Origin of the sequence: Paraburkholderia terrae, from assembly GCF_002902925.1 — a bacterium.
Classification (GTDB): domain Bacteria; phylum Pseudomonadota; class Gammaproteobacteria; order Burkholderiales; family Burkholderiaceae; genus Paraburkholderia; species Paraburkholderia terrae.
The window spans coordinates 821,415-842,489 of sequence record NZ_CP026113.1 but is presented as its reverse complement, the minus strand read 5'-3'; the positions used below and the strand labels follow the sequence as shown (position 1 = coordinate 842,489).

The window sequence follows — 21,075 nt, the reverse complement described above, 5'->3', positions numbered from 1 at the left end:
CAACAAGTGTAGCGTACCGCCCGTTGCGCAATCGTCTCAATGCCATTTGCACCGTCACGCGGGGTCATCCCAAACCTGCTTCGACTCATACGCCGCCCTGTTGCTTCTCCAGCTCCGAACGGCGCCACTCGGCTGGCGTCATGCCCAGGTGTTGCGTGAAGGCACGCCTGAACGCAGCCACGGATTGGTAGCCGACGCCCTCGGCGACGACTTCGGTGGAAACGCCTGGCTTTTTCAACGCGTTCGCGGCCAGCGCCATCCGGACATCCGCTAGCAGCTCATTGGGCGAGCGTCCCACCTTCTCATGGAAGTGGCGAAGCAAGGTCGCGCGCGACATGCTACAGAGCCCGGACAATTCAGCCAGGGTCCACGGATAGGCCGGCTCGTTGAATATGACCGCAAGCGCAGGCGCCAGACGCGGATGCCCGGCGAGCGCCAGTAGCCCCGTCGGCGCTTCGTCAGACTCGCTGGACATACGTAGCGCTAGCGCGAACAGAGCCGTCGATAGCGCATTGAGCATCGCGTAGCCGCCCAGGTTGTCCGCACCCGATTCCGCTCGCATGAGCGCCATTAGAGCTTGCAACTGGGTCAGCGTCTCGCCGTGAGAGGAACCCTCCGCGGCCGATGTCCGGATCACGAGTCGCGGCGGAAGGTACGCACGAATAAAGCGGTCATGTGGCGGCGCCAGCACGATTCGTCCGCAGAGCATATCCAGGCGCTGACCCGTGCCTTTATTTTCGCTGATGATCAGGTTCAACGCTTCGCGTTCACGTGCAGGCTTCGGCTTCGCGCCCCCACCATCGTGAAGGATATGAGCCGAGCCGTGCGTCAACATCACGATATCGCCAGCGCCCAGATTCTGCGGTTTGCCCGTGCCCGGCGTCTCCAGGATTGCCGATCCGCCGAGCACGATGTGGTACGGCATTTCCCCAGCATCCGAATCGCCGTAGACGACCTGCCACGGTGCGCCATAGGCGCATCGAAGTTCAAGCTGGCCGCGCACCGTCATCATGCCGAGCAGACGGCTGAGCCAATCAAGTGGGGGTGACATAGTTACCTCGGTTGATACTTTAGAGCATGATATTGCTAATTCATAGGCTCAACAAGATCATCCAGTGACCATAAAGTGGAGGCTCCTAACCACCACTGAATGAGGTCAATCATGAGTCGCATCGCTATCCCCGCTGTTACGAACGCCACGGGCGCCACCGCCGAAGTCTACGCACGGGTCCGGAAAATCGCTGGCGGCAGCGTACCGAACCTGTTCGCGGCGCTGGGTCATCTCGCGCCCGCGACATTGAACGGCGCGTTGGACGCCGAAGACGCGCTGGCATCCAGCAGTCTCAGCAAGCAGGACCTGGAAACCATCAAGCTGCTTGTCAGCGAGCAGACAGGTTGTGACTACTGTGTGGCCGCGCACGCGATGTTGGGGAAGATGACGGGCCTCTCGCCCGAAGCGCTTCGTCAGATTCGCGCGGGCCAGGCGACGGGCGATGCAAGACGCGATGCGCTCATCCATTTCGTGCTGAACCTGCAGACCACGCGCGGCACGATCAGCGAAAGCGAACTGGCAGCCATTCGCGCCGCCGGTTACACCGACACGCAGCTAGCCGAAATATCGCTGGCGATCGCGATGACCATTTTCACCAATACGTTCAATCGCATCAACGACACGGACGTCGATTTTCCGCCGGTCAAGTGACAGGTGCGTAACCGGGCGGATGCGTCACGCGAGACGTGACGCGCTGTTCGTCATTGCTGTCCGGCAAAAGGCCGGATCACTGCCACACCGGCCACATTAACTCGCAAATGAATTGGAGGATGTCATGTCTCAAGTTGAACATTTCGATACGTTGATTCTCGGCAGCGGCCAGGGCGGCAAGCTCCTTGCGTGGCATCTGGGACGAGCGGGACAACGCGTCGCCGTGGTCGAACGGCAGTGGGTAGGCGGTTCATGCCCCGCCGTCGCTTGCCTGCCCAGCAAGAATGAAATCTGGAGCGCGCGCGTTGCGCACCTGGCGCGGCATGCCGCCGACTTCGGCACGACGACTGGCCCCGTCATTGTCGACATGGCGAAGGTGCGCGAACGCAAGCGCGGCATGATCGAACGCGAAGCAGCGTTTCATGTGCAGGCGTATGCGTCGAGCGGCGCGGCACTCATCATGGGCCTTGGCCGGTTCGTCGGCCCGAAGACAATCGAGGTGCAACTCAACGACGGCGGCACGCGCACGCTCAGCGGCGAACAGGTGGTCGTCAATGTCGGCACACACGCTGCCATTCCCGATGTGCCGGGCTTGCGAGCCGCCGAGCCGCTGACTCATATTGGCGCGCTGGACCTTGACTACGCGCCAGCGCATCTGATCGTGCTCGGTGGCGGTTACATCGGTATCGAGATGGCGCAGGCTTATCGCCGCTTCGGTAGCCGCGTGACGATCATCGAGCGCGGCGCCCGGTTGATGGCACGTGAAGACGTGGACGTCAGCGAAGAGATGCTTCGCATTCTGCGTGCGGAAGGAATCGATGTCGTGCTGAATGCGGAAACCACAATCGTAGAAGGCCGCTCTGGCACGCATGTTCGCGTCGTATTGCGCACCGCTTCCGGTGAACAGGCGATTAACGGCAGCGACATTCTCATTGCGGCAGGACGTGTCCCGAACACGGCCGACATTGGTCTGGAGCGAGCAGGCATCGAGCTTGACGGCCGCGGATACATTCGTGTGAACGAGCGGTTGCAGGCTTCGGCGCCCGGCGTGTGGGCTATCGGCGAAGTCGCGGGCAGCCCGCAGTTCACGCACGTTTCGGTGGACGACTTCAGGATCGTGCGCGACAACATGGCTGGCGGCGATCGCAAGACAGGCGACCGGTTGGTTCCGTACACGCTGTTCACCGATCCGCCGCTTGCACGCGTGGGGCTGAATGAAAGCGATGCGCTCCGTCACGGTATCGCGGTTCGGGTTGCAACACTGCCGATGAGCCATGTTCTTCGAACCGAAGCGACGGATGAAACGCAGGGGTTCATGAAGGTTCTCGTCGGTACCAACGATGACCGTATCCTGGGATTCACCATGATCGGCCCGGAAGCGGGAGAAGTGATGGCCTCCATGCAGACAGCGATGCTCGCTGAGCTTCGGTATCAGAAGCTTCGCGACGCCGTCATCTCGCATCTGACGTTCGCTGAAGGTTTGGGGCCGCTTCTGTCGAACGTGCCGGCAAGAGCAGCGTAGTAGATCTTCTGAGGCGCAGGTGTGGCGCGCGAGCCGGCGCGCGCCACATTCTCAAGACACCGTTTAGTGTGAAGCACCAGCCCGCTTGAACGAAACGGCTGAAGGACGCGGATCGCCGTTGCCCGCACCATCCGGAAGCAGATCGCCATCATCCAGTCCTGCGTCTTCGCGTGCCGTATCCGGGTAACGCTCGGGATAAAGATGACGATGCGCGCGCTGGGTGTCGAACGTGCCGGACCACCGCGCAACAACCACTGTCGCAAGGCTGTTGCCGATCGTATTGCAGGTGGCAATCGCCATCGACATGAAACGGTACACGCCGAAGATCACGGCAAGTCCCTCGACGGGCAAGATACCCGTCGATGTCACCGTCGCCGCGAACACCACGAACGATCCGCCCGACACCGTCGCCGCGCCTTTCGACGTCAGCAGCATCAGCAGCAGGATGCCGACCTGATGTTCGAACGTGATGGGCACGTTGTACGCATGCGCGATGAACATCACACCCATCGACATGAAGATCGACGTGCCATCCAGATTGAACGCGTAGCCTGTCGGCAGAACGAGTCCGACCGTCTGCTTCGCGCAGCCGAGGCGTTCGAGCTTGATCAGCAGCCGCGGCAATGCGCTTTCCGATGAAGCCGTGCCGAGCACGATCAATATCTCGTCCTTGATGTAGCGCAGGAACCGCCACATGCTGAAGCCCGCGAGCCTCGCAATGAGGCCCATCACCACGACGATGAACAACGCGATCACGGCATAGAAGCTCAGCACGAGTTGCGCGAGCGCGACCAGCACCGCCGTGCCGTTGCTGCCGACCGCGAACGCCACCGCGCCGAACGTGCCCAGCGGTGCGAGCTTCATCACGAGATTGATGAACGAGAAGAGCACTTGCGAAATCAGGTCGAGCCCTTCATTGATACGTACGCGCCGGCTCTCGGGAATGGCGAGAATACCGATGCCCACCATCACGGCCAGCACGACGACCTGCAACAGTTCACCCTTCGCAAACGCGCCGATGAAGTTGTCCGGCACGAGATGCATCACGAACTCCGTGAAGCCTTGCGGCGCGGCCTTCGCGGCAGTGACAGGCATCGCGCCCGGCGTGATGGCCGTCATGCCCTTGCCCGTCTGCAGCAGGTTGCCCGCCAGCAAACCAATGGCAAGCGCAATCGTCGACACGACTTCGAAGTACACGATGGAGCGCCAGCCCACCCGCCCTGCGCTTTTCACATCGCCTGCCGATGCAATGCCATGCACGATCGTGAGGAACACGAGCGGCGCGACGCCAGCCTTGATGAGCGCGAGAAAGACGTCGCCGAGAATCTTCAGCTGCGCGCCGAACTTCGGAAAGATCAATCCGACAGCAATGCCGAGCACCAGCGAAAGCAGAACCTGCATGCCCAGTTTCCGATACCAGGGCCGCCTGGCGGCCGGCGCAATTGAATCGTCGCGCGATACGTTGTCGTTCGTCATGGTGTGTGCTCCTCCACAGATCGTTGGTCAGATCTCGCTGGACAACGCGAGCGCGCGGTCGACCATCTGCGGTGCAAGACCAAGATAGTTCGCGGGGTCCGTCATGCGGTCGATCGCGTCGCGATCGAAATGGCGTGTCACGTCGGGCAGCGCAGCCAGCGCTTCGGCCAGCGTGCCGCCCTGCTCGTTCACCGTGCGGCACGCGTCGTAGACGATGTCGTGCGCCTGCTGGCGGCCCGTGATCGGCGCCATCTGCATCATTACCGCCTCGGCGACGATCAGCCCTTTGCTGATACCAAGGTTGTGCTTCATGCGTTCGGTATCGATGATCAGTCCGCCGAGCGCGAACTTCGCCTGGTGCAGCGCGCCCGAGGTCAGAATGAAGCTCTCGGGAATCGCAATCCACTCCGCGTGCCACGGGCCCGTCGCGCGCTCGAAGTCCTGGATCATCGCGTCCACCATCAAGCCCGCCTGTTGCCGCACTGCTTTCGCCGCAGCAAGCATCAGTTCGCTTGAAATCGGATTGCGCTTTTGCGGCATCGTGCTGCTCGCGCCGCGCCCCTTCACGAACGGCTCATACACTTCGCCGAATTCGTTCGACGCCATGATCATGATGTCGGTCGCGATCTTGCCAAGCGAGCCCGTCACGAGCGCGAGCAGGTTGACGGCTTCCGCGAAACCATCGCGCGCGACGTGCCACGTCGTGGCCGGCACGCCGAGCTTCAATTCCTGCGCGAGCGCCTTCTGCACGTCGAGACCCTTGTCGCCCAGCGACGCGAGCGTGCCCGCCGCGCCCGCGAATTCGACGACGGCGACGCGCTTGCGCATCTCCGCGATGCGCTGCTGGTGCCGGTCGAACATCGCCAGCCAGATCGCCACCTTGTAGCCGAACGTGACGGGCAGCGCCTGTTGCAAATGCGTACGGCCCGCCATCGGCGTGTCGCGATGCTTCTTCGCAAGGTCGGCGAGGATGCCGCGTAGTTCGCGGATGTCGCCATCGATCGAATCGAGCGCGTCGCGTACCTGCAGCGACACGGCCGTGTCCATGATGTCCTGCGTCGTCGCGCCCCAATGCACGTAACGCCCCGCCTCGCCGCACATGCCGACGAGCTGATGCACGAGTGGCAGGATCGGATAGCCGACGATGTCCGTTTCCTCGCGCATATGGTCGAAGTCGATGCGATCGATCTGCGATTCGCGTGCGATCACTTCGGCCGCGTCGGCGGGGATCACGCCGACGCGCGCCTCGGCTTTGGCGAGCGCGACTTCGACATCGATATAGCGCTGCACGAGCGCGTGATCCGCAAACACGGCGCGCATTTTGGCGGTGCCGAACGCGTCGCGAAACAGGATCGAATCGAAGACGGTGCTGGAAGAAGGGATGGAGCGGCTGTTCATGGCGGGCGGGGCCTCGATCAAAACGGGTTTGAAGAAATTGCGGGACAGAGTGACTGACGCCTCAATATGTCCGGACATATTCAAGATAATATGTTCGAACATATGATTCAAGCTATGATTTACCCCTGGATCAGCGCTGCCCGTCACCCGACATGAACAAACCCCATTACGCCGACATCGCCCGCGACCTGACGCAGGGCATCGCCAGCGGCCGCTTCCCGGTCGGCTCGTATCTGCCGACCGAGCTGGAACTGCGCGACCAGTACAAGACCAGCCGTCACACGATCCGTGCCGCCTTGCATGAGCTTCAGCAGCTCGGCTTCGTGTCGCGCCGGAAAAACGCGGGCACGCGCGTCGAGTCGACGCAGCCGAAGAACGACTTCCGCCCTTCGCTGGCGTCCGTTGAAGATCTGGTTCAGTTCGGCTCGAAACACCAGCGCGTGGTGCAGTCGACGGCGGAGATCGCGGCGGCGGGTCCGTTGGCCAAGGTCTTGCGATGCGATGAAGGCGATCGCTGGCTACGCATATCGAGTCTGCGTGTCGACGGCGATGGCAGACGGCCGCCGATCGGATGGACGGATGTGTATATCGATCCCGGTTATGCCGACATCGCCGAGGCCGCTCGCGAGGAACCGGATACGCTGATCAGCGCGCTGATCGAAGCGCGCTACGGCCGATGCGTGACGGAGATCCAGCAGGACGTTCACGCCGTGAACGTGTCGCCGGAAATGGCTGAGCTGTTGCGGGTCGAGGCTGGCACTGCGGCGCTGGAGATCGTGCGTCGCTATCTGGACTCGTCGGGCGTCGCGTTCGAGGTGTCGGTCAGTTTGCATCCCGCCGAACGCTTCTCCGTTTCGATGCGATTGAAGCGGTCAGCGGTTTCGGCGAAGGAAAATATCTGACTGGTCCGATGCCTGTCGATTGAGTCGTCGACGGTTCTGGCCGCTTATGCCAAATCCATCTGGCACCTGCGAATATCGTGGATTACACTCAATTCAGCTATGCGACCTTAAAGGCGTAGCCGACCCACGAAGTCATCATCGAGCGGAATTTTGTGCATCCCTTCTGCACGTGTCTGCCGACACCGAGTGAAAAAATGACCGCTTGGTGAAGCGTTTCGCCATTCATTACTTTGGCCCACGCTTAAGTCTTTCCTGCTTCCCATTCCAGAACACCTGGCCGCACTGACGGCCCATCGTTCTCTCTCACAGCTTGCTCCGCAGATGGCGGCAGCGCGGTATCACTGCGGCCATTTTCAATTTCAGTTGTTTGAATTGGGCGCCTACTGCAACCAGGCAATGGGCCACTGCGCGCCGTGATCTCACGCGCCTGATTCGGTGACAAGGAGATGACCATGAAGATCAAGCATGCAAGCATTTTATCGGCAACAGCCGTTGCGCTTCTCTTGCTCAGCGGTGCCGCGCAGGCTGGCGACCACGACGGCCATGGCGGTCTTTGCTCGAACGCAACGCTAAAGGGAGCGTTTGAGTTTATCGGTCACGGAGTGATTCTTGGATTGATAGGTGACGATGGCAAGGTGCATCCGTACGACCCCCCGTTGATCCTCGATGACGTCGCCCTGGTGACGTTCGACGGCGCGGGCAAATTTGACCGCACCGACTTCGGCATGATCGGCGGGTTGCCGAAAGGGGGGAAGACGACATTCAATCCGAAACAGGAAGGCACCTACTCGGTGAACCCCGATTGCACCGGCACCATGAAAATTGTCTATAAGCCCGGTGGCGCCGTGCCGGCCGGCGTCGAGACAGATCTGAACATCGTCATTGCTTCCGACGGGACGCTCGTCGAATCCGTTGTCTACAGGGCGGTCACCGTGCAAGGTTCGAGCGGGAACAAAGATATAGCGTGTCCAACCCATTGCGAGCAAGGTGTGCAAGAGTACTTCGAGGGGAGAAAGATCCTGGTCTACGGCTTCCGTTAGTCGAGTCGCGGATGGGTACATGCCTGGCTATTGGCGCAGGCTTTCTGCCTTTAAAGCCTGCGCCTTCTGCGAAATAACTGCAGCCTAGAAACTGTGCTGCATGCCAACGCCATAAGTACTGCCGGAAGGATTGCCCGTCAGCTTGTCATAAGAGTAGACCGCGTATACATAGGTGCGCTTCGAAAGAATATAGTCGTACGCGAGACTGCCCGTATTGCGTACATCGCTGCGATCGAGTGGCGCGCTGTGCTTGGTGCGAGCCCACTCGGCGAGGATCACGTTCGACGGCGACAGCGGAACCGACACGCCCAGTTCATATGTATGCGAGCCCGTTTCCACGTCGTTGTTGCTGGTCATCTGCGCGGCGCCGTAGACCTTGACGAAGCGGGCGTCGTAAGCGGCGCCCACCAGATAGAGGTACTGTCCCGTCGACGGCGCAACTGCAACTGAACGCACCCGTTGTGCGGAGAAAACGGCCGTCACCGGTCCGTTCACATAAGTCAGGTGCAGACCGAGATTGTCCCGTCCCTGATGTCCGGTCGTGCTGCTCACGCCATAAATCACGGTGCCCGTGAGGCCGCCAAAACTGGGCGACACATATTCAGCAGCGTTCTGCCAGACGGTGTCGCCGATCTGCGTATTGTTGTAGCTCGCCGTGTACGACTGCACGATCAACGGCGAAAACACCACTGACGAACCAAACGGATTGACGAACTGCTGGTTGATATAGGTCGGGTTGGTCTGTTCGCCGAGCTTCACCGTGCCGAATGCGCCAGTCAGGCCGACATAGGCATTGCGCGAGAACAGACCGTCCGTCGCATTCCGTCCATTTTGTCCCGTGTTCGGTCTAAAGAAGCCTTCGAGCGAAAAAACAACGGCATTGCCGCCGCCGATATCTTCGCGCCCGCGCATGCCCCAGAACGAGGTTGTCATCCCGCCGCCGCCCATCTGAACGGTGCTCGCGCGAGTCGTGCTGAGTTTCGAACTGTCGATATACATCCCTATCAGGCCGTACATCTGAACGCCCGGCGATGTCATCGTCGCCGCGCCCGCAGCGGCTTGCGAGGCGTCGGCATGGGCGACACCCGCCGTTGCCGCGAACCACGCTGCTGCGGCACAACGAATGCAACGAACATTGAAACCCAACGCGTTTTGCTGATTGCTTTTTCTAGTTGACTTCAACTGCGTCTCCAGACGGTTTGTATTTTTCAGGCGCGAGTGGTCCCGCTGCGTGTGCTCGACGCACACGCAGACCCACGAAACACTCATGCGTTTTGTTGTTTGGCTAGCCGGTCATCCCGCGCGACGGCGCAGCATTTCGGCGTTCAGTTTGGAACGGTCGAGTTCGTGTTCCCATGCGGACACAACCAGCGTCGCGACACCGTTGCCGATCGTGTTGACGATCGCGAGCCCGGTGCCCATGAAGCGGTGAATGCCGAGAATCAGCACCATTCCCGATACAGGAATCAGCGGGAACACCAGCAATGTCGACGTCAACATGACGAACGCCGCGCCCGCCACACCACTAGCACCTTTCGACGTCAGCATCGCCACGCCAACCAGCGTCAGTTGCTGGGTCAGACTGAGTTCGACGTTGAATGCCTGCGCGATGAAGAGCACCGCCATCGTCAGGTAGATATTTGTGCCGTCGAGGTTGAATGAATAGCCCGCTGGAATCACGAGACCCACCACCGATTTCGAACAGCCGAGACGTTCGAGCTTTTCGAGCATCTGCGGCAACGCGGCCTCGGACGAACTCGTGCCAAGCACGATCAGAATTTCTTCGCGGATATAGCCCATGAAACGCAGGATGCTGAAACCAAGCAGCCGCGAAATCGCGCCGAGCACGACGAGCACGAAGACGACGAGCGTCAGATAGAACGCACCGATCAGCTTCAGCAACGGCAGCACTGCACCGATGCCGTACGTCCCGATCGTGAAGGCAATCGAGCCGAACGCGCCAATTGCCGCGACCTTCATGATGATGTGTACGATGCCGAAGAACGTATGCGCAAAGCCTTCGATCATCGTGACGAGTGGTCGTCCGCGCTCGCCTGCGGCCGCGAGCGCAGCGCCGAACAGCACTGAGACCAGAAGGATTTGCAGCACATTGCCGGACGTGAACGCGCCCGAAACCGTGTCGGGAATGATGTGCATCAGAAACTCGACCGTGTTCTGCTGATGCGCGGCCGTGGTGTAACCCGTCAGTGCTTTCGTATCGATCTTCGCCGGGTCTAGGTTGAAACCGCTGCCAGGATGAAACAGATGCCCGGCAACGAGACCGACCACCAGCGACAACGTCGACACCACTTCGAAATACAGCAGTGCCTTGCCGCCCACGCGACCGACCTTCTTCATGTCACCCATGCCCGCGATGCCCGTGACGACGGTGCAAAAGATGATCGGGCCGATCACCATCTTGATCAGCTTGATGAACGCATCACCGAGCGGCTTCATCTGCACTGCCAGCGACGGCATGAAATGGCCGAGCAGCACGCCGAGCAGAATCGCGACGAGCACATGGAAGTACAGCGCGCGATAGAAAGGCTTCTTCGTCGCCGTTGTGCGCGACGTCATGACTGCACCGTTACTCATGACGTCGCTCCTCGACGGAGGACTTGCCAGAACATCTGAATCATCGTGTCTCCTGACCATGGATTGTTAGCGAAAGGACGGGGCATGCTGCTTCCCCGTCTGTCTGCCATCGGACGTGGCAGTTCAACGCGTAGTGTTTAAATTGGACTCTCAGAACCCGTAAAGGCGCGCAGGGTTCGTCACCAGCAGCTTCTCGCGCAGCGCAGCGTCTGGACAGAAACGGAACAATAGATCGACCAGTTCGCCGTCGTTCGGCATGTCCTTGCTGATATTCGGATGCGGCCAGTCGGTGCCCCACAGCACGCGGTCGGGCGCGGCCTCGATCAGCGTGCGTGCAAAGGGAATCGCGTCGTCGAAGGGCCGCCGTCCCGCGGACACGCGTTCCGCGCCGCAGACCTTAACCCAGGCGAGCGGATTGCGCATGAGTTCGAGCAGCTGCCTGAACGGCTGCTGATCCAACCCGGCTTCGGCGCGCACGCGCCCCATGTGGTCGATCACGAACGGCACCTTGATCCGTGCGATCCGCTCCGCGTATTGCAGGATGTCCTGTGCGTCCAGATGCAGCACCACGTGCCAACCGAGCCGCTCGATACGTTCCAGCACCGAGTCAAATACGTCGAGATCCGGCGCGCCGCCCAGATGCGCGACGAAGTTGAAGCGCACACCGCGCACGCCGTGTGCGTCCAGGTGAGCAAGCTGTTCGTCGGTCACCTTGCCGTCGACGATGGCGACACCGCGATAGCGCCCATTGCCGCGCGCAATCGCGTCGAGCATCGCCGTGTTGTCGGTGCCATGGCAGCTGGCCTGCACGATTACGCCGCGGCTCGCGCCAAGAAAATCATGCAACGCGGCGAGACGCTCGACCGGCGCGTCGGGAGGCGTGTAGCTACGGTCCGGCGCATAGGGAAACACGTCGGCGGGGCCAAATACGTGGCAATGCGCGTCGCAGGCGCCAGCGGGCAGCGCATGGGCCGGTTGAACGGGATGGGGATCGGGCGGCAAACAGGATTTCATCGAACGTCGTCTCTTTGTGCAGGTTCCGCGTGCGGCGCGGACTCGATTGAATGAGCGATTGGATGAGCGGATTGTGACGGCGCATGGTTCTGTCTACAATTGCCATACCCAACTAGCTGATATGTGAAATTCACATACCTCACAATGGAACTGAAGCAGCTCGAGGCATTCGTTCAGGTCGCTGAACTTGGAAGCTTTACCCGCGCCGCAATCACGCTGGACACGAACCAGCCCGCTCTGAGCCGGCTCGTGCGGCAGCTGGAGGTGGAATTGCGTCATACGCTGCTCGAACGCAACGGACGCGGCGTGACGCCGACGCCTGCCGGCCAGCGGATGCTCGCGCACGCGAAAGGCATCCTGCAGCAAGTGCAGCGTGCGTCGCAGGACCTCGACGGGTTGCATGGCGCGCCCGGAGGCCATTTCGGCATCGGCATCACGCCCAGCTTCGCGAAGGTTGCGACGCACGAACTCGTCAAGAGCTTTCGGACGACGTTCCCGGGCGCAACCATTTCCGTGGCGCAGGGTTTATCCACGTATCTGATCGAATGGCTGATGATGGGCAGAATCGATGTCGCCGTCATGTACGACACGTTCGACACGCCGTTGATCGACAAGCGAACCATCTTTACCGAAGAGTTGTTCCTGATCGGTCCTGATACGGGCGAAGCGCGCGGCGATGTGCCGCTTGCTCCATTGACGGCCGTTCCGTTGCGGGAAATCGCGCGGTATCCGCTCGTCATCCCAGGCCGTATGCATGCGATCAGGCGGATGGTCGAATCGGCAGCGGCGGAGCAAGGCGTGCGTTTGCGGATCGAACTGGAGGTCGATGCTGTCACGTCGATTCTCGACCTTGTCACCGAGGGCATCGGGTACGCGGTGCTATCGCTGAACGCAACGACAAGCGATGCGCTCAAGCGCCGCTTTCAGGTGATGCGGATCACTGAACCGACGCTCTTCAGCCGCCTCGCGATAGCGACCAGCAGCAAGCACACGTTGTCGCAACTGGCGATCCAGGCGATTGCGATGCTGGAAGCGAAGATTCTCCCGTTGTACGGGAATGCTGTGTGATGTTTGTCGACGGACTTTCCTATACTCCAGACAGGCAAAGGCGAGGTTCCGGACGCCCGCATCGGCACCCGCCCGACCTGACCAGGAGATCGTCATGGCAAGGTTCAGATTCTTTGCGCGCTCGCTGGCATTGCTACCTCTGCTGACCCTGACCGGCTGCATCTCGTTGAGCAGCAGCGACTCCTCGCCTCAGCCGAACTCTCACACGGTCGTCGTGCCTGCAGGTTCTACCGTGGTATGCACGCCGGGTCCGTGCCAGTGAAGTTGCCCGGATGCTGGCAGGCGGCAACGTCGCGCGCCTGTCGAAACACGGTGCTGGCAAACAGTATCGTGCCGTCCACCGGCAATTGCGCGGACCTCAGGGCGTCGGCGGTCCAGGTATTGCAGGTGTAGTAGCCCGCGTAGTTCGCTGTGGCGCCGAAGTACAGGCTGCCGGCATAGGGGCCGTCGCCGAGCCGCACGGGGTGCGATAGCCTGTCGCGCTGCACCGACCGGTCGAGGTAGGCGGCCAGGCCCGCCTTGCCGGCCGCGGCCACCTGCAGCGTGACCACCTTGTCGGCACCGTAGGCGGCGACGGGCGTGTCGCGCAGCACCGTCATCAGGATCGCGCCGGGGCCGGGCCACAGGGCCGACAGCGTCGCCAGGATGCTGTGCTCCCGCGTCATCGCGAATTCACGTTCGCCGAAGCCGAAGCACAGATGGGTCGCACCGACGAAGTCCTGTGCCAGCCAGGCCTGCAGGTCCGGCACGTCCCGCACCTGCACGCAGACATCCGTATGCCAGCCGCGCTCGACCACGTCGATGGTGGTCACCGGCGGTCCGCTGGCGGGCGTGAGCGGGATGGTCGAGCAGGCAGCAAGAAAGGCGGCGTGGGCGAGCGCGAACCCGGCCAGCCGCCTTACCGTTCGCGTCATATGGAATTGATGATGGGCGTCGCGCATCCCAGAAGTGTAGTCAGCGCCAGCACGGGCGAGTTCACGCAACCACCAGGACACTCAGGCAGGAGGCATTCGACATGCCGTCACAAAGGCGCCACTGGCCCAGGCGAATGTTTCTGACGGGCAGATCATGAGGCTTGGCATTGAACGCGTACAGTCGGCTACAAGCCGTCATTGCGCAGTCCAGCAACACGGCCGCTCTAAGGTCTGCTGACCATCCTTAAGCCGCCTTGACCAGCGTGTGAAGACGACAATTGTGAGTATTCTCAGTCACCTCGACGACCGAATCCATAGTGAACTATGGTCTTTCAGGCAATTCGGTCGTTCCTGAGGTATTAGAAGCGATGCCTCAAGCCCACGGTTGCTTCAACCTGATTGCTCGTGGATGACGGCGCGGTGACGCCGTTAATCCACGCCACGCCCAATGGCGAAGTGCCACTTGGGCTCACCCGTTGCCACACTCCCTGAATGTAGACATCGGTGCGCCGCGAGAAGCGGTAGTCGCCCATCGCACTCACCTGGTTCCAATGCGGAATGCCGCCGCCTCCGTTTCCGCCCGCGCGCGAATAGGTGTATGCGCCCGAAAGTTCGACCGCCGGCGTCAGCGCATAGCGGAAGTTGCCCTCGAAGTTCTGGAAAGTTCCACTCAGCCCGGTCTGGAAGAATTGGGCGAACTTGCTGTGCGAGTACACGAAACCCGCCACAGCCGGGCCAAAGGTGTAGTTCACGCCAGCACCAAAGGTCTTCTGACTGCTGGCCAGCACGCCCAAAGGCACATCGGTCGGCGAGCGCGCGCCCTGCAGGGACGATCCCGTTGTGTCGGTGACTGCGCCATTTGTATTCAACTGTCCCGGCGTGCGCGCAGAACTGTTGAGCTGGAGATAACCCGCACCGAAGTTCAGCGCTCCCCATACATAGGACATGCCAAAGCTATAGGCGCGATTGTTCGCGAATCCACCCGCCAGATTGGAAAAGCCGTAAAGCCCACCGAACCTGAGGCCACCGAAATCCGGGCTCATGTACTTCACGGAGTTATTAATCTGGAACGAATCATTCAGGTTGTCGTTGTCTAACGGGTGCGCGAAGTGCGTGCCGCCGAACTCCGTGCCCGTCAATGAAAGCGGCGCGACAAAATCGACCATACTGTCGGTTTGACGGCCCAGCGTGAGCGCGCCGTACTCGCGGCTCGACAAGCCGACATACGCTTGACGATTGAAGATGCGGTTGTTCGACGAGAACTGCCCGTTGTTCAGGTTGAAGCCACTCTCCAAGGTGAAGATGGCCTTCAGCCCCGCGCCGAGGTCTTCAGCCCCGCGCAAGCCCCAGCGACTGTACTGAACCGCATTGCTCGTCATCTCCCAGTTGCTGTGTCCGCCACCCGTCCCGGTGATCTGACTGTTCGTGTAGGTTAGACCCGCGTCGATTAGCCCGTAAAGCGTCACACTGCTTTGCGCATGCGCTGCTACGCTGGCCAGTGTGATCATCGTCGTCGTGCCGGTTATAAGTAACTTATTCATTTTTTTCTCCAGCCCAAGACCGAGAGAAACGATTTTCCTGCGACGCTTTGAACGCCGACGTAGATGCCTGCAGGGCGCGGCACCATGCGGATCATCGTCAGGAAAAGGGGCGATGTTCTTTAAACTCTATGCGACCGAAGTCAGAACCGCCAACTTCAGATATGGCGGTTGAACTGCGTCCTGGAAGATCCCCCGCCTACCCCAGATCGCGACAACGCAGCTAGCCGTGGACATCTCCTCGTCCGGTGGCTTTTGTCTGCGTTGGTAGCCCCTGAGACGCCTGTAGTCCCTTCCCCGGGTAAATTCCCGCTTAGAAACTCATGGCGAATCCGAAGGACACGCCGTGGACGTTATGTCCAAACACGTACCGCACCATTGCGCGTGTCCGCGTGACGATGATCGGATATCTGCTGCTATCAAGCTCCAGGCCGACGCCGAGTGAAGTCAGTTCGTTGAAGCCGAGCACTCCCGCGCTGTCACCGAAATAATGGGAGTAGGCGAACTCGAGCACGTAACGGACCGGCCGGTCCAGCGCGTGCCAGCCGGTTGGCGCACGCCAGCGTGTCCACAGGCTCACTTGCTGCGCCATGGCCGAGCCCTGAACGGCATCGGATGAACTCCCGAAGCTGCGAAGATAGATATCGGTCGCGCGCAGTTCAGCGTCGATTTCATAGTTGTCGCGATAGTGCTCATAGTCGAGCATCAGCGAGCCGCCGTAGCCATATGCGTCCAGCGACCCGTTCTCGAGAAACTGAAGGTCGCGGTCGGTGACGCGATTGAAGATCGACTGCCCTACCTTCAGGTCGCTCGACACGCGGCCGATCGTACCGTTCAGGATCGGGCGGAACACCAGTTCGTTCGTAATCCGGAAATCCCAGCCGATGCCAACCGTGCCACTGAAGGTGTTCCATTTTGTCGGCACGGGACGCTGCTCGGCACCGTCCGTGGCGACGAAGGTCGGATCGTAGCGGCTGTAGGCGATCGTCCCTTCAACATACAACGGAAAGGACTTGCTGATCGTGAATCCGCCTCCGAGTTGCGACTGACCGAAACTGGGGTTGCCGGTGGTGCCGCTATTGATCGAGAGCGAACTGGTCGTAACATCGGGCACCGTCGTGTAGGTCATGACGGCAAGCACGGCATCGGCATGCCGTTTGACGTTGCCACCAACGACGGCTTGGCTGGACAGAGGTCCTGGCGTGGCCTGCGCGAACCCTTGTACAGGATGCAGGGTCACGATCAGGCCGCAGGCGGCTGCCCGCATGTATCGCGACAACGACGGACGCTTCAGTCGATCTGGCAGGTACCGCGGCGGGTTGCACCTCGCCTTGTCGAACCGGATATACATGACGCAGTCCCGTTGTTGGAGCGTTGGGAAATCTTCCCATGCCTTCCAGCCGGAGCAATGCACGACTTTCGATTCAAGTGGAACTATGTGGCCGCTTTACCGCGAGGATAGAGGCCCAGTTTGGGGCACGAAGTTCTGCTGGTTCACACGCCTGTTACTGGCGGTGGTTGTGACTGTCCGCAATGCGAATGACGCAGTGCGATTCGACATCGCCTATTTTTCGGCTTTGGACAGAGCGCATTCGCCGGTTGGAACACTGCCGCCGCCGGTGTTCTTCAACGTAAGCGCGATCTTGCTGCCCCTGTTGGCTGTGATGATCTGCCCGTAGCTGACGGTCGGAATAAACTGAATATCGGGTGCCACGGCCACGGCCGGAGTTCTCGCGCCGTCCACGGTCAGGTCGAGTTCCACGGTAATCGATTCTATTGCGACGCCCCAGTCCTTTCCGCGCGCCGCCTGTTCCTTCTTGAAGTTGCACAGGCCCGTCATGACCTGCTCCAATGCGGTGGGAATATCGACGGGCTTTCCTGGGGGAATGGGTGGTGTGTTGCAACCAAGAAGCAGAAGAGGCATGACAACGAGAGCAAGGTGGGCGCGCATCACGATCCCCTGATTCATGAAATAGTCACGAAGCTTCGCTGCAACACAAGCATTCACTGCCATTGCTTGTGAACCCGGCGGTCGGCTCTCTACCAACCAGTCAAGATTCTAGTTCAAAGCGGCTGTTTGAAAACACGCAATTCCTGCGGCAGAGTGAAAATCATCTGATGAAGCCGGCGGCGCAGAATCGACGAGACGGTCTTTCGTCGGAAGCAAAATCAGGCTGGACATTCAGGCAATTCGCCGTCTGGCGTCCATATCGCGGGCTCTTGAGCCCACGCAATGTACCGTGAAAGCCGCACGAGAGAAACGGTAATCGTCACTGCGTCAAACTAGCGGTTCAGTTGTTCGCATCCTTGCTTATGCGCTCGTCCGACATCGTGTTGGTGAAGGTCGCCCCGCCAGCTTGCTGAGCGGACAGGCCATTCGTTCCTTGCAGTTGGGAGATCAGCGGCGAGCCCGTGGCCCCGTCTTCGATATATCTGGAAACGGAGGCTGGCTCGTTCGCCGCCGGCGGGGACGGCGCCACCGCCGCGCCGAAAAGAAATGCACTCGACGTGAAGAAAATCGTGGCCAATAAGAGAAATTCCATGGGATTGCCTTACCGGTCTGGTAGGCCGTGCTCGCGAGTGGGCTGGCGTCCGCTTTCTCCTGCACGACTCTGTCTGACACGCCCCCGTTGCAAGCGATAATCTTCTTCTACAGATCCTTCCGCTTTCATAATAAGTTTAGCCACCAAACGGCGGCCTGAAGTCGGCATCAGCAAAAAAGCAAAATCGTCTCATTTGATTTGTTTTCTACCGGATATTTTCCACACGAAAGCCAAATTAGTGCTTCCGCTAGTTACGAACAAAGGATCGGCGCTTCACCGATGAAATTCTGGCGAGCGTCGCTGTTGACCAACGAGGGTCCACCGCGATTGCAACAAAGCGATTGCGCTCGCATGGCGCACATGCGACCTTACGAGTCAGCAGCATGACGAACCGTGCGAGAGATCAACATGGCTATCCATGCCACGCGCAACGCCCTGTCGAATATTTTCTTCCAGCGCTGCTTCTGGCTGTTTCTCGTTCTGCTCGTGCTCATCGGCGCGGTGTCGTTCGTCCCCGCGAGCGACTACGGCCGCCTGATTCTGAACAGTGTCAACATGTTCCTCCTCATCGCGACGATCGCAGCTGTCGGGCGCACGACGCGGTCGTTCGTCGTCGCGCTGTTACTCGCCGTTCCCGCCGTGTGGTTTCAGTATCTCGGTCTCTGGCACGACAGCGACACGGACCTGGCAAGGTCGTGGATGTTCTGCGCCGTACTTTATTTCATGAGCGCCGCCTACCTGCTCCGCTACGTTTTCCAGCCCAGGATCATGACGCAGGATAAGCTGTTTGGTGCTGCGGCCGCCTATCTTCTGATCGGTGTGCTCTGGGCGTACCTTTACGCGCTCGTCGGATTCTTCTATCCGCATTCGTACATGATCGTCGGGCAACCGGGGCGAGTGGTCTATGCCGATGCCCTTTACCTGAGCATCACCGTGCTCACTAGTACCGGCTTCGGAGACATCACGCCGCTCACGCGTCAGGCGCGCGGCCTATGCATGATCGAGCAAATAACGGGAGCGCTATTCGTCGCGATACTCATCGCCCGGTTGGCGGGAGTTTACCCGCCACGAGAGAGTTACGTCGACGACAGAGTGCCGTAGGCGGCCAATGAGTGGGCTGCGCGCGTCAGCCGACTTCCGGAAGGCGGTAGCCGCGATTGCCATGCGTGTGTGCTCCATCTGTGGCAAGGCAAAAAATCAATCGCACGACGAGCGTCAAGGTTTGGCCGCACAGGCACAACGCGGCATTCGAATCTGGCAGTCCTGTCGTGCATACTGTTTCGGAGACGCGCCATGCGAAAACTCATAATGGGCATTGTCGAATTCCGCGAGAGAATGCTGCCGCACTACGCAGAACAGTTCAGTAAGCTTGCGCTCGCCCAGACGCCTGATGCACTTTTCATCACGTGCTCGGACAGCCGGGTTGTGCCGGACCTGCTCGCATCGACTCATCCGGGCGATCTGTTTACGATGCGCAACGTCGGCAACCTGATACCACCGGCGACCGCAGAGGGCACTTCGACTGGCGACCTCTCCGAGGCAGGCGCGATCGAGTACGCAGTGCTGGTGCTCAAAGTCGCGAATATCGTCGTATGCGGACATTCCGAATGCGGTGCGATGAAAGCCGTCTATGCACGTAACCCAAAGCTGAAAACGCCGAACCTCGATAAATGGCTATACCACGCCAACAACGCGGCATTTCGTCTCGAACACGAAGGCCCGCTGGACGACAGACTGAAGCCGCACGACCAATTGTCGCAACTCAATGTCCTTGTGCAACTCGAGCATCTGATGACCTACCCGATCGTCCGCCAGCAGGTCATGGCCAAGGCGTTGGTATTGAGCGGCTGGTGGTTCGACATTGCGACCGGGGACATGTATGCCTATGAACGAGCGAGCCGCTCATTCGAAGTCATTGACCGTGCGCTGGCTGAGCGGCTCGCCGAGCGCCTCGCCTTTCGCGCGCGGTAAACACGGGGCGCTCTTCTCTTGATGTGCCTTTCCGGTTCTAGCGCCGGCCATCCAGGCATCAGGTTTTCACATATGGCACGAACTCGGGTTTGGCATTTTTCGGATAGGCGATGCGCGCTGATGGATTGCGCTTCGCGATGGTTTCGTCGCGCATGTATTCCATGATTCCCGCGATCTCCTCCTCCGATTTCCTCAGCTTCTTGGCGAGATACTTTTCCATGTCGTAGGTGGATTGGCGCTTGGCCATGCGGGAGCGCAGAAACGCACGCAGAACAGGACAGAAATCCGGCGAGGCGTCGCCGACCAACCAGAGGTTGAGATTTTCCGGGGACCGGAAGTCCAGCGTGTCGCCGCCGATCGACGCGTCCTTGGCAAGTTGGTCGAAGATGAAGGTCCACAAATTGGTCTTGCCCTTCTGCCAGGGTGCGATGCTGGCGAACACCGTCGCCTCCTGGTTCACCGGCACCGTCTTGATCGCGCCCGCCCTGATCAGGATGTACCACTGCAGGCGGTGGCTGTATTCACCGTGCGCCGGGCCGGCACCGACATCTTTCCAGTGCTGTTTCAGCGCCAGAGATTCCTTGAATACATTTCCGAAGACGAAGCCGGCATAGTTCGGGAGCCGCTCGCCGACGACGACGAATCCGTGATTCCGCTCGAACTCCTCCAGCGAGCCAGTCAGAAGCTTGGAGAAATCCCGGTCCTTGTCCGGCTGAGCGGTCTTTGTTGCGTAGGCCGTCTGTTGTTGACCGAAATGTTTGACTGCGCGCGATTCGCGGGAATAGTACTTGTCTATCCGACTCGTCATGTCCGCGTCCAGCGCGATCAATGCATTCCGCATGACCGGCTCACCGCTGATCGTTCCTCGCGGGCCACACGAGAGATAGTAGCCCATCCTCACGTAGTCGCCGAAATGGGGGGACGCGCTCAGCAGCGCGCCGTTGACCTTCAGGTCCTTGTCATCGAAGGCGTCTGTCAGTTCCTTGCGAATTTCGTCTGGCTGTTTCATCTCGAACCTCCACAGGACTGCAATAACCACCACGCTGGCGGCGTCGGCACAGCAGCTGGTTTCGATCCTCACCCGGGGTGAATGGCGGTGAGTCGAACCTGCGAGCGTTGAAGATGCACGTCGTCGGCGTACGGGAAGCTTGCCGGAATTTCCCTCATTTAGCTTGACCTTCTTTCCAAGGGTAATCGACTTTTGTATGTATGGCCCAGGCGCCCTTTTATACAAGCTCTCTTTCGAAAGTGAAAAATGGTTTGCAAACATTTATCCGGCCGGCTTATGAGCAGGGCTTCACGCGTAATCACGCGTTGGCCGTGATAACGCGATTTCGTCTCGTTCATCGCCGCACGCTACCATCGCCTGCCCGTCAGCCCGATACCGCCGCG

General features: G+C 60.1%; 19 protein-coding genes. 7 read left to right on the top strand and 12 right to left on the bottom strand.

The annotated features are described in order from the left end of the window. Positions 1-85: 85 nt before the first annotated feature. Positions 86-1,051: a cupin domain-containing protein gene (locus tag C2L65_RS33650; protein ID WP_042311924.1), complete on the bottom strand. Its 966-nt coding sequence runs from the start codon at positions 1,049-1,051 to the stop codon at positions 86-88. Positions 1,052-1,162: 111 nt separating this feature from the next. Between C2L65_RS33650 and C2L65_RS33645 the strand changes: the two genes are divergently transcribed. Then, a complete protein-coding gene (locus C2L65_RS33645) occupies positions 1,163-1,702 on the top strand; it encodes a carboxymuconolactone decarboxylase family protein (RefSeq protein ID WP_042311925.1) in 540 nt (179 codons plus the stop codon). Between the two features lie 124 nt (positions 1,703-1,826). Beyond that, positions 1,827-3,224 (top strand): FAD-dependent oxidoreductase, encoded by a 1,398-nt coding sequence (locus C2L65_RS33640; RefSeq protein ID WP_042311927.1) that lies wholly within the window; start codon positions 1,827-1,829, stop codon positions 3,222-3,224. Positions 3,225-3,287: 63 nt separating this feature from the next. On the opposite strand, the gene C2L65_RS33635 is transcribed toward C2L65_RS33640, so the two are convergent. Together C2L65_RS33635 and C2L65_RS33630 are read right to left on the bottom strand one after the other, a co-directional pair. Continuing rightward, positions 3,288-4,700 carry a cation:dicarboxylate symporter family transporter gene (locus C2L65_RS33635; RefSeq protein ID WP_042311929.1) on the bottom strand — a complete coding sequence of 471 codons (1,413 nt, stop codon included), beginning with the start codon at positions 4,698-4,700 and terminating at the stop codon, positions 3,288-3,290. 27 nt (positions 4,701-4,727) lie between these two features. Next, entirely contained in the window at positions 4,728-6,098 is a 1,371-nt protein-coding gene (locus C2L65_RS33630) for a class-II fumarase/aspartase family protein (protein ID WP_042312002.1), read from the bottom strand. A 152-nt stretch (positions 6,099-6,250) separates the two neighbouring features. Between C2L65_RS33630 and C2L65_RS33625 the strand changes: the two genes are divergently transcribed. After that, positions 6,251-7,000, top strand: coding sequence for a GntR family transcriptional regulator (locus C2L65_RS33625; RefSeq protein ID WP_042311932.1), 750 nt, complete (start codon positions 6,251-6,253; stop codon positions 6,998-7,000). A 452-nt stretch (positions 7,001-7,452) separates the two neighbouring features. Continuing rightward, positions 7,453-8,040: a hypothetical protein gene (locus C2L65_RS33620; protein WP_042312003.1), complete on the top strand. Its 588-nt coding sequence runs from the start codon at positions 7,453-7,455 to the stop codon at positions 8,038-8,040. A gap of 84 nt (positions 8,041-8,124) precedes the next feature. On the opposite strand, the gene C2L65_RS33615 is transcribed toward C2L65_RS33620, so the two are convergent. From C2L65_RS33615 to C2L65_RS33605, 3 genes are all read right to left on the bottom strand, one after another. Further along, the gene (locus C2L65_RS33615) at positions 8,125-9,186 is read right to left on the bottom strand and encodes a porin (protein WP_042311935.1); all 1,062 of its coding nucleotides are present in this window, start codon (positions 9,184-9,186) and stop codon (positions 8,125-8,127) included. Positions 9,187-9,333: 147 nt separating this feature from the next. Further along, a complete protein-coding gene (locus C2L65_RS33610) occupies positions 9,334-10,635 on the bottom strand; it encodes a dicarboxylate/amino acid:cation symporter (RefSeq protein WP_042311936.1) in 1,302 nt (433 codons plus the stop codon). Between the two features lie 150 nt (positions 10,636-10,785). Beyond that, a complete protein-coding gene (locus tag C2L65_RS33605) occupies positions 10,786-11,649 on the bottom strand; it encodes an amidohydrolase family protein (protein ID WP_042311938.1) in 864 nt (287 codons plus the stop codon). Positions 11,650-11,793: 144 nt separating this feature from the next. On the opposite strand from C2L65_RS33605, the gene C2L65_RS33600 reads away from it, so the two are divergent. Further along, entirely contained in the window at positions 11,794-12,717 is a 924-nt protein-coding gene (locus C2L65_RS33600; protein WP_042311942.1) for a LysR family transcriptional regulator, read from the top strand. A gap of 227 nt (positions 12,718-12,944) precedes the next feature. Here the strand turns inward: C2L65_RS33600 and C2L65_RS33595 are convergent, their stop codons facing one another. The 5 genes from C2L65_RS33595 to C2L65_RS33575 all read right to left on the bottom strand — a co-directional run bounded on the left by C2L65_RS33595 (position 12,945) and on the right by C2L65_RS33575 (position 17,712). After that, positions 12,945-13,631 (bottom strand): DUF2459 domain-containing protein, encoded by a 687-nt coding sequence (locus C2L65_RS33595; RefSeq protein ID WP_052426942.1) that lies wholly within the window; start codon positions 13,629-13,631, stop codon positions 12,945-12,947. Between the two features lie 359 nt (positions 13,632-13,990). Then, positions 13,991-15,172, bottom strand: coding sequence for a porin (locus C2L65_RS33590; protein WP_042311947.1), 1,182 nt, complete (start codon positions 15,170-15,172; stop codon positions 13,991-13,993). A 310-nt stretch (positions 15,173-15,482) separates the two neighbouring features. Then, a complete protein-coding gene (locus C2L65_RS33585) occupies positions 15,483-16,520 on the bottom strand; it encodes a hypothetical protein (RefSeq protein ID WP_042311950.1) in 1,038 nt (345 codons plus the stop codon). 213 nt (positions 16,521-16,733) lie between these two features. Then, positions 16,734-17,120, bottom strand: coding sequence for a hypothetical protein (locus C2L65_RS33580; RefSeq protein WP_042312004.1), 387 nt, complete (start codon positions 17,118-17,120; stop codon positions 16,734-16,736). Between the two features lie 340 nt (positions 17,121-17,460). Continuing rightward, positions 17,461-17,712, bottom strand: coding sequence for a hypothetical protein (locus C2L65_RS33575; protein WP_042311953.1), 252 nt, complete (start codon positions 17,710-17,712; stop codon positions 17,461-17,463). Positions 17,713-18,120: 408 nt separating this feature from the next. On the opposite strand from C2L65_RS33575, the gene C2L65_RS33570 reads away from it, so the two are divergent. After that, positions 18,121-18,813 carry a potassium channel family protein gene (locus tag C2L65_RS33570; RefSeq protein ID WP_042311956.1) on the top strand — a complete coding sequence of 231 codons (693 nt, stop codon included), beginning with the start codon at positions 18,121-18,123 and terminating at the stop codon, positions 18,811-18,813. Between the two features lie 192 nt (positions 18,814-19,005). Next, positions 19,006-19,683 carry a carbonic anhydrase gene (locus tag C2L65_RS33565; RefSeq protein ID WP_042311960.1) on the top strand — a complete coding sequence of 226 codons (678 nt, stop codon included), beginning with the start codon at positions 19,006-19,008 and terminating at the stop codon, positions 19,681-19,683. A gap of 58 nt (positions 19,684-19,741) precedes the next feature. Here the strand turns inward: C2L65_RS33565 and C2L65_RS33560 are convergent, their stop codons facing one another. Beyond that, positions 19,742-20,692 carry a LirA/MavJ family T4SS effector gene (locus tag C2L65_RS33560; RefSeq protein WP_042311963.1) on the bottom strand — a complete coding sequence of 317 codons (951 nt, stop codon included), beginning with the start codon at positions 20,690-20,692 and terminating at the stop codon, positions 19,742-19,744. Positions 20,693-21,075: the final 383 nt, after the last annotated feature.

What these genes read in the sequence shown, in the direction of transcription:
- C2L65_RS33650 (WP_042311924.1), bottom strand. Translation starts at nt 1,051, where the DNA reads ATGTCACCCCCACTTGATTGGCTCAGCCGTCTGCTCGGCATGATGACG.
- C2L65_RS33645 (WP_042311925.1), top strand. Translation starts at nt 1,163, where the DNA reads ATGAGTCGCATCGCTATCCCCGCTGTTACGAACGCCACGGGCGCCACC.
- C2L65_RS33640 (WP_042311927.1), top strand. Translation starts at nt 1,827, where the DNA reads ATGTCTCAAGTTGAACATTTCGATACGTTGATTCTCGGCAGCGGCCAG.
- C2L65_RS33635 (WP_042311929.1), bottom strand. Translation starts at nt 4,700, where the DNA reads ATGACGAACGACAACGTATCGCGCGACGATTCAATTGCGCCGGCCGCC.
- C2L65_RS33630 (WP_042312002.1), bottom strand. Translation starts at nt 6,098, where the DNA reads ATGAACAGCCGCTCCATCCCTTCTTCCAGCACCGTCTTCGATTCGATC.
- C2L65_RS33625 (WP_042311932.1), top strand. Translation starts at nt 6,251, where the DNA reads ATGAACAAACCCCATTACGCCGACATCGCCCGCGACCTGACGCAGGGC.
- C2L65_RS33620 (WP_042312003.1), top strand. Translation starts at nt 7,453, where the DNA reads ATGAAGATCAAGCATGCAAGCATTTTATCGGCAACAGCCGTTGCGCTT.
- C2L65_RS33610 (WP_042311936.1), bottom strand. Translation starts at nt 10,635, where the DNA reads ATGAGTAACGGTGCAGTCATGACGTCGCGCACAACGGCGACGAAGAAG.
- C2L65_RS33605 (WP_042311938.1), bottom strand. Translation starts at nt 11,649, where the DNA reads ATGAAATCCTGTTTGCCGCCCGATCCCCATCCCGTTCAACCGGCCCAT.
- C2L65_RS33600 (WP_042311942.1), top strand. Translation starts at nt 11,794, where the DNA reads ATGGAACTGAAGCAGCTCGAGGCATTCGTTCAGGTCGCTGAACTTGGA.
- C2L65_RS33595 (WP_052426942.1), bottom strand. Translation starts at nt 13,631, where the DNA reads ATGACGCGAACGGTAAGGCGGCTGGCCGGGTTCGCGCTCGCCCACGCC.
- C2L65_RS33590 (WP_042311947.1), bottom strand. Translation starts at nt 15,172, where the DNA reads ATGAATAAGTTACTTATAACCGGCACGACGACGATGATCACACTGGCC.
- C2L65_RS33585 (WP_042311950.1), bottom strand. Translation starts at nt 16,520, where the DNA reads ATGTATATCCGGTTCGACAAGGCGAGGTGCAACCCGCCGCGGTACCTG.
- C2L65_RS33580 (WP_042312004.1), bottom strand. Translation starts at nt 17,120, where the DNA reads ATGCGCGCCCACCTTGCTCTCGTTGTCATGCCTCTTCTGCTTCTTGGT.
- C2L65_RS33575 (WP_042311953.1), bottom strand. Translation starts at nt 17,712, where the DNA reads ATGGAATTTCTCTTATTGGCCACGATTTTCTTCACGTCGAGTGCATTT.
- C2L65_RS33570 (WP_042311956.1), top strand. Translation starts at nt 18,121, where the DNA reads ATGGCTATCCATGCCACGCGCAACGCCCTGTCGAATATTTTCTTCCAG.
- C2L65_RS33565 (WP_042311960.1), top strand. Translation starts at nt 19,006, where the DNA reads ATGCGAAAACTCATAATGGGCATTGTCGAATTCCGCGAGAGAATGCTG.
- C2L65_RS33560 (WP_042311963.1), bottom strand. Translation starts at nt 20,692, where the DNA reads ATGAAACAGCCAGACGAAATTCGCAAGGAACTGACAGACGCCTTCGAT.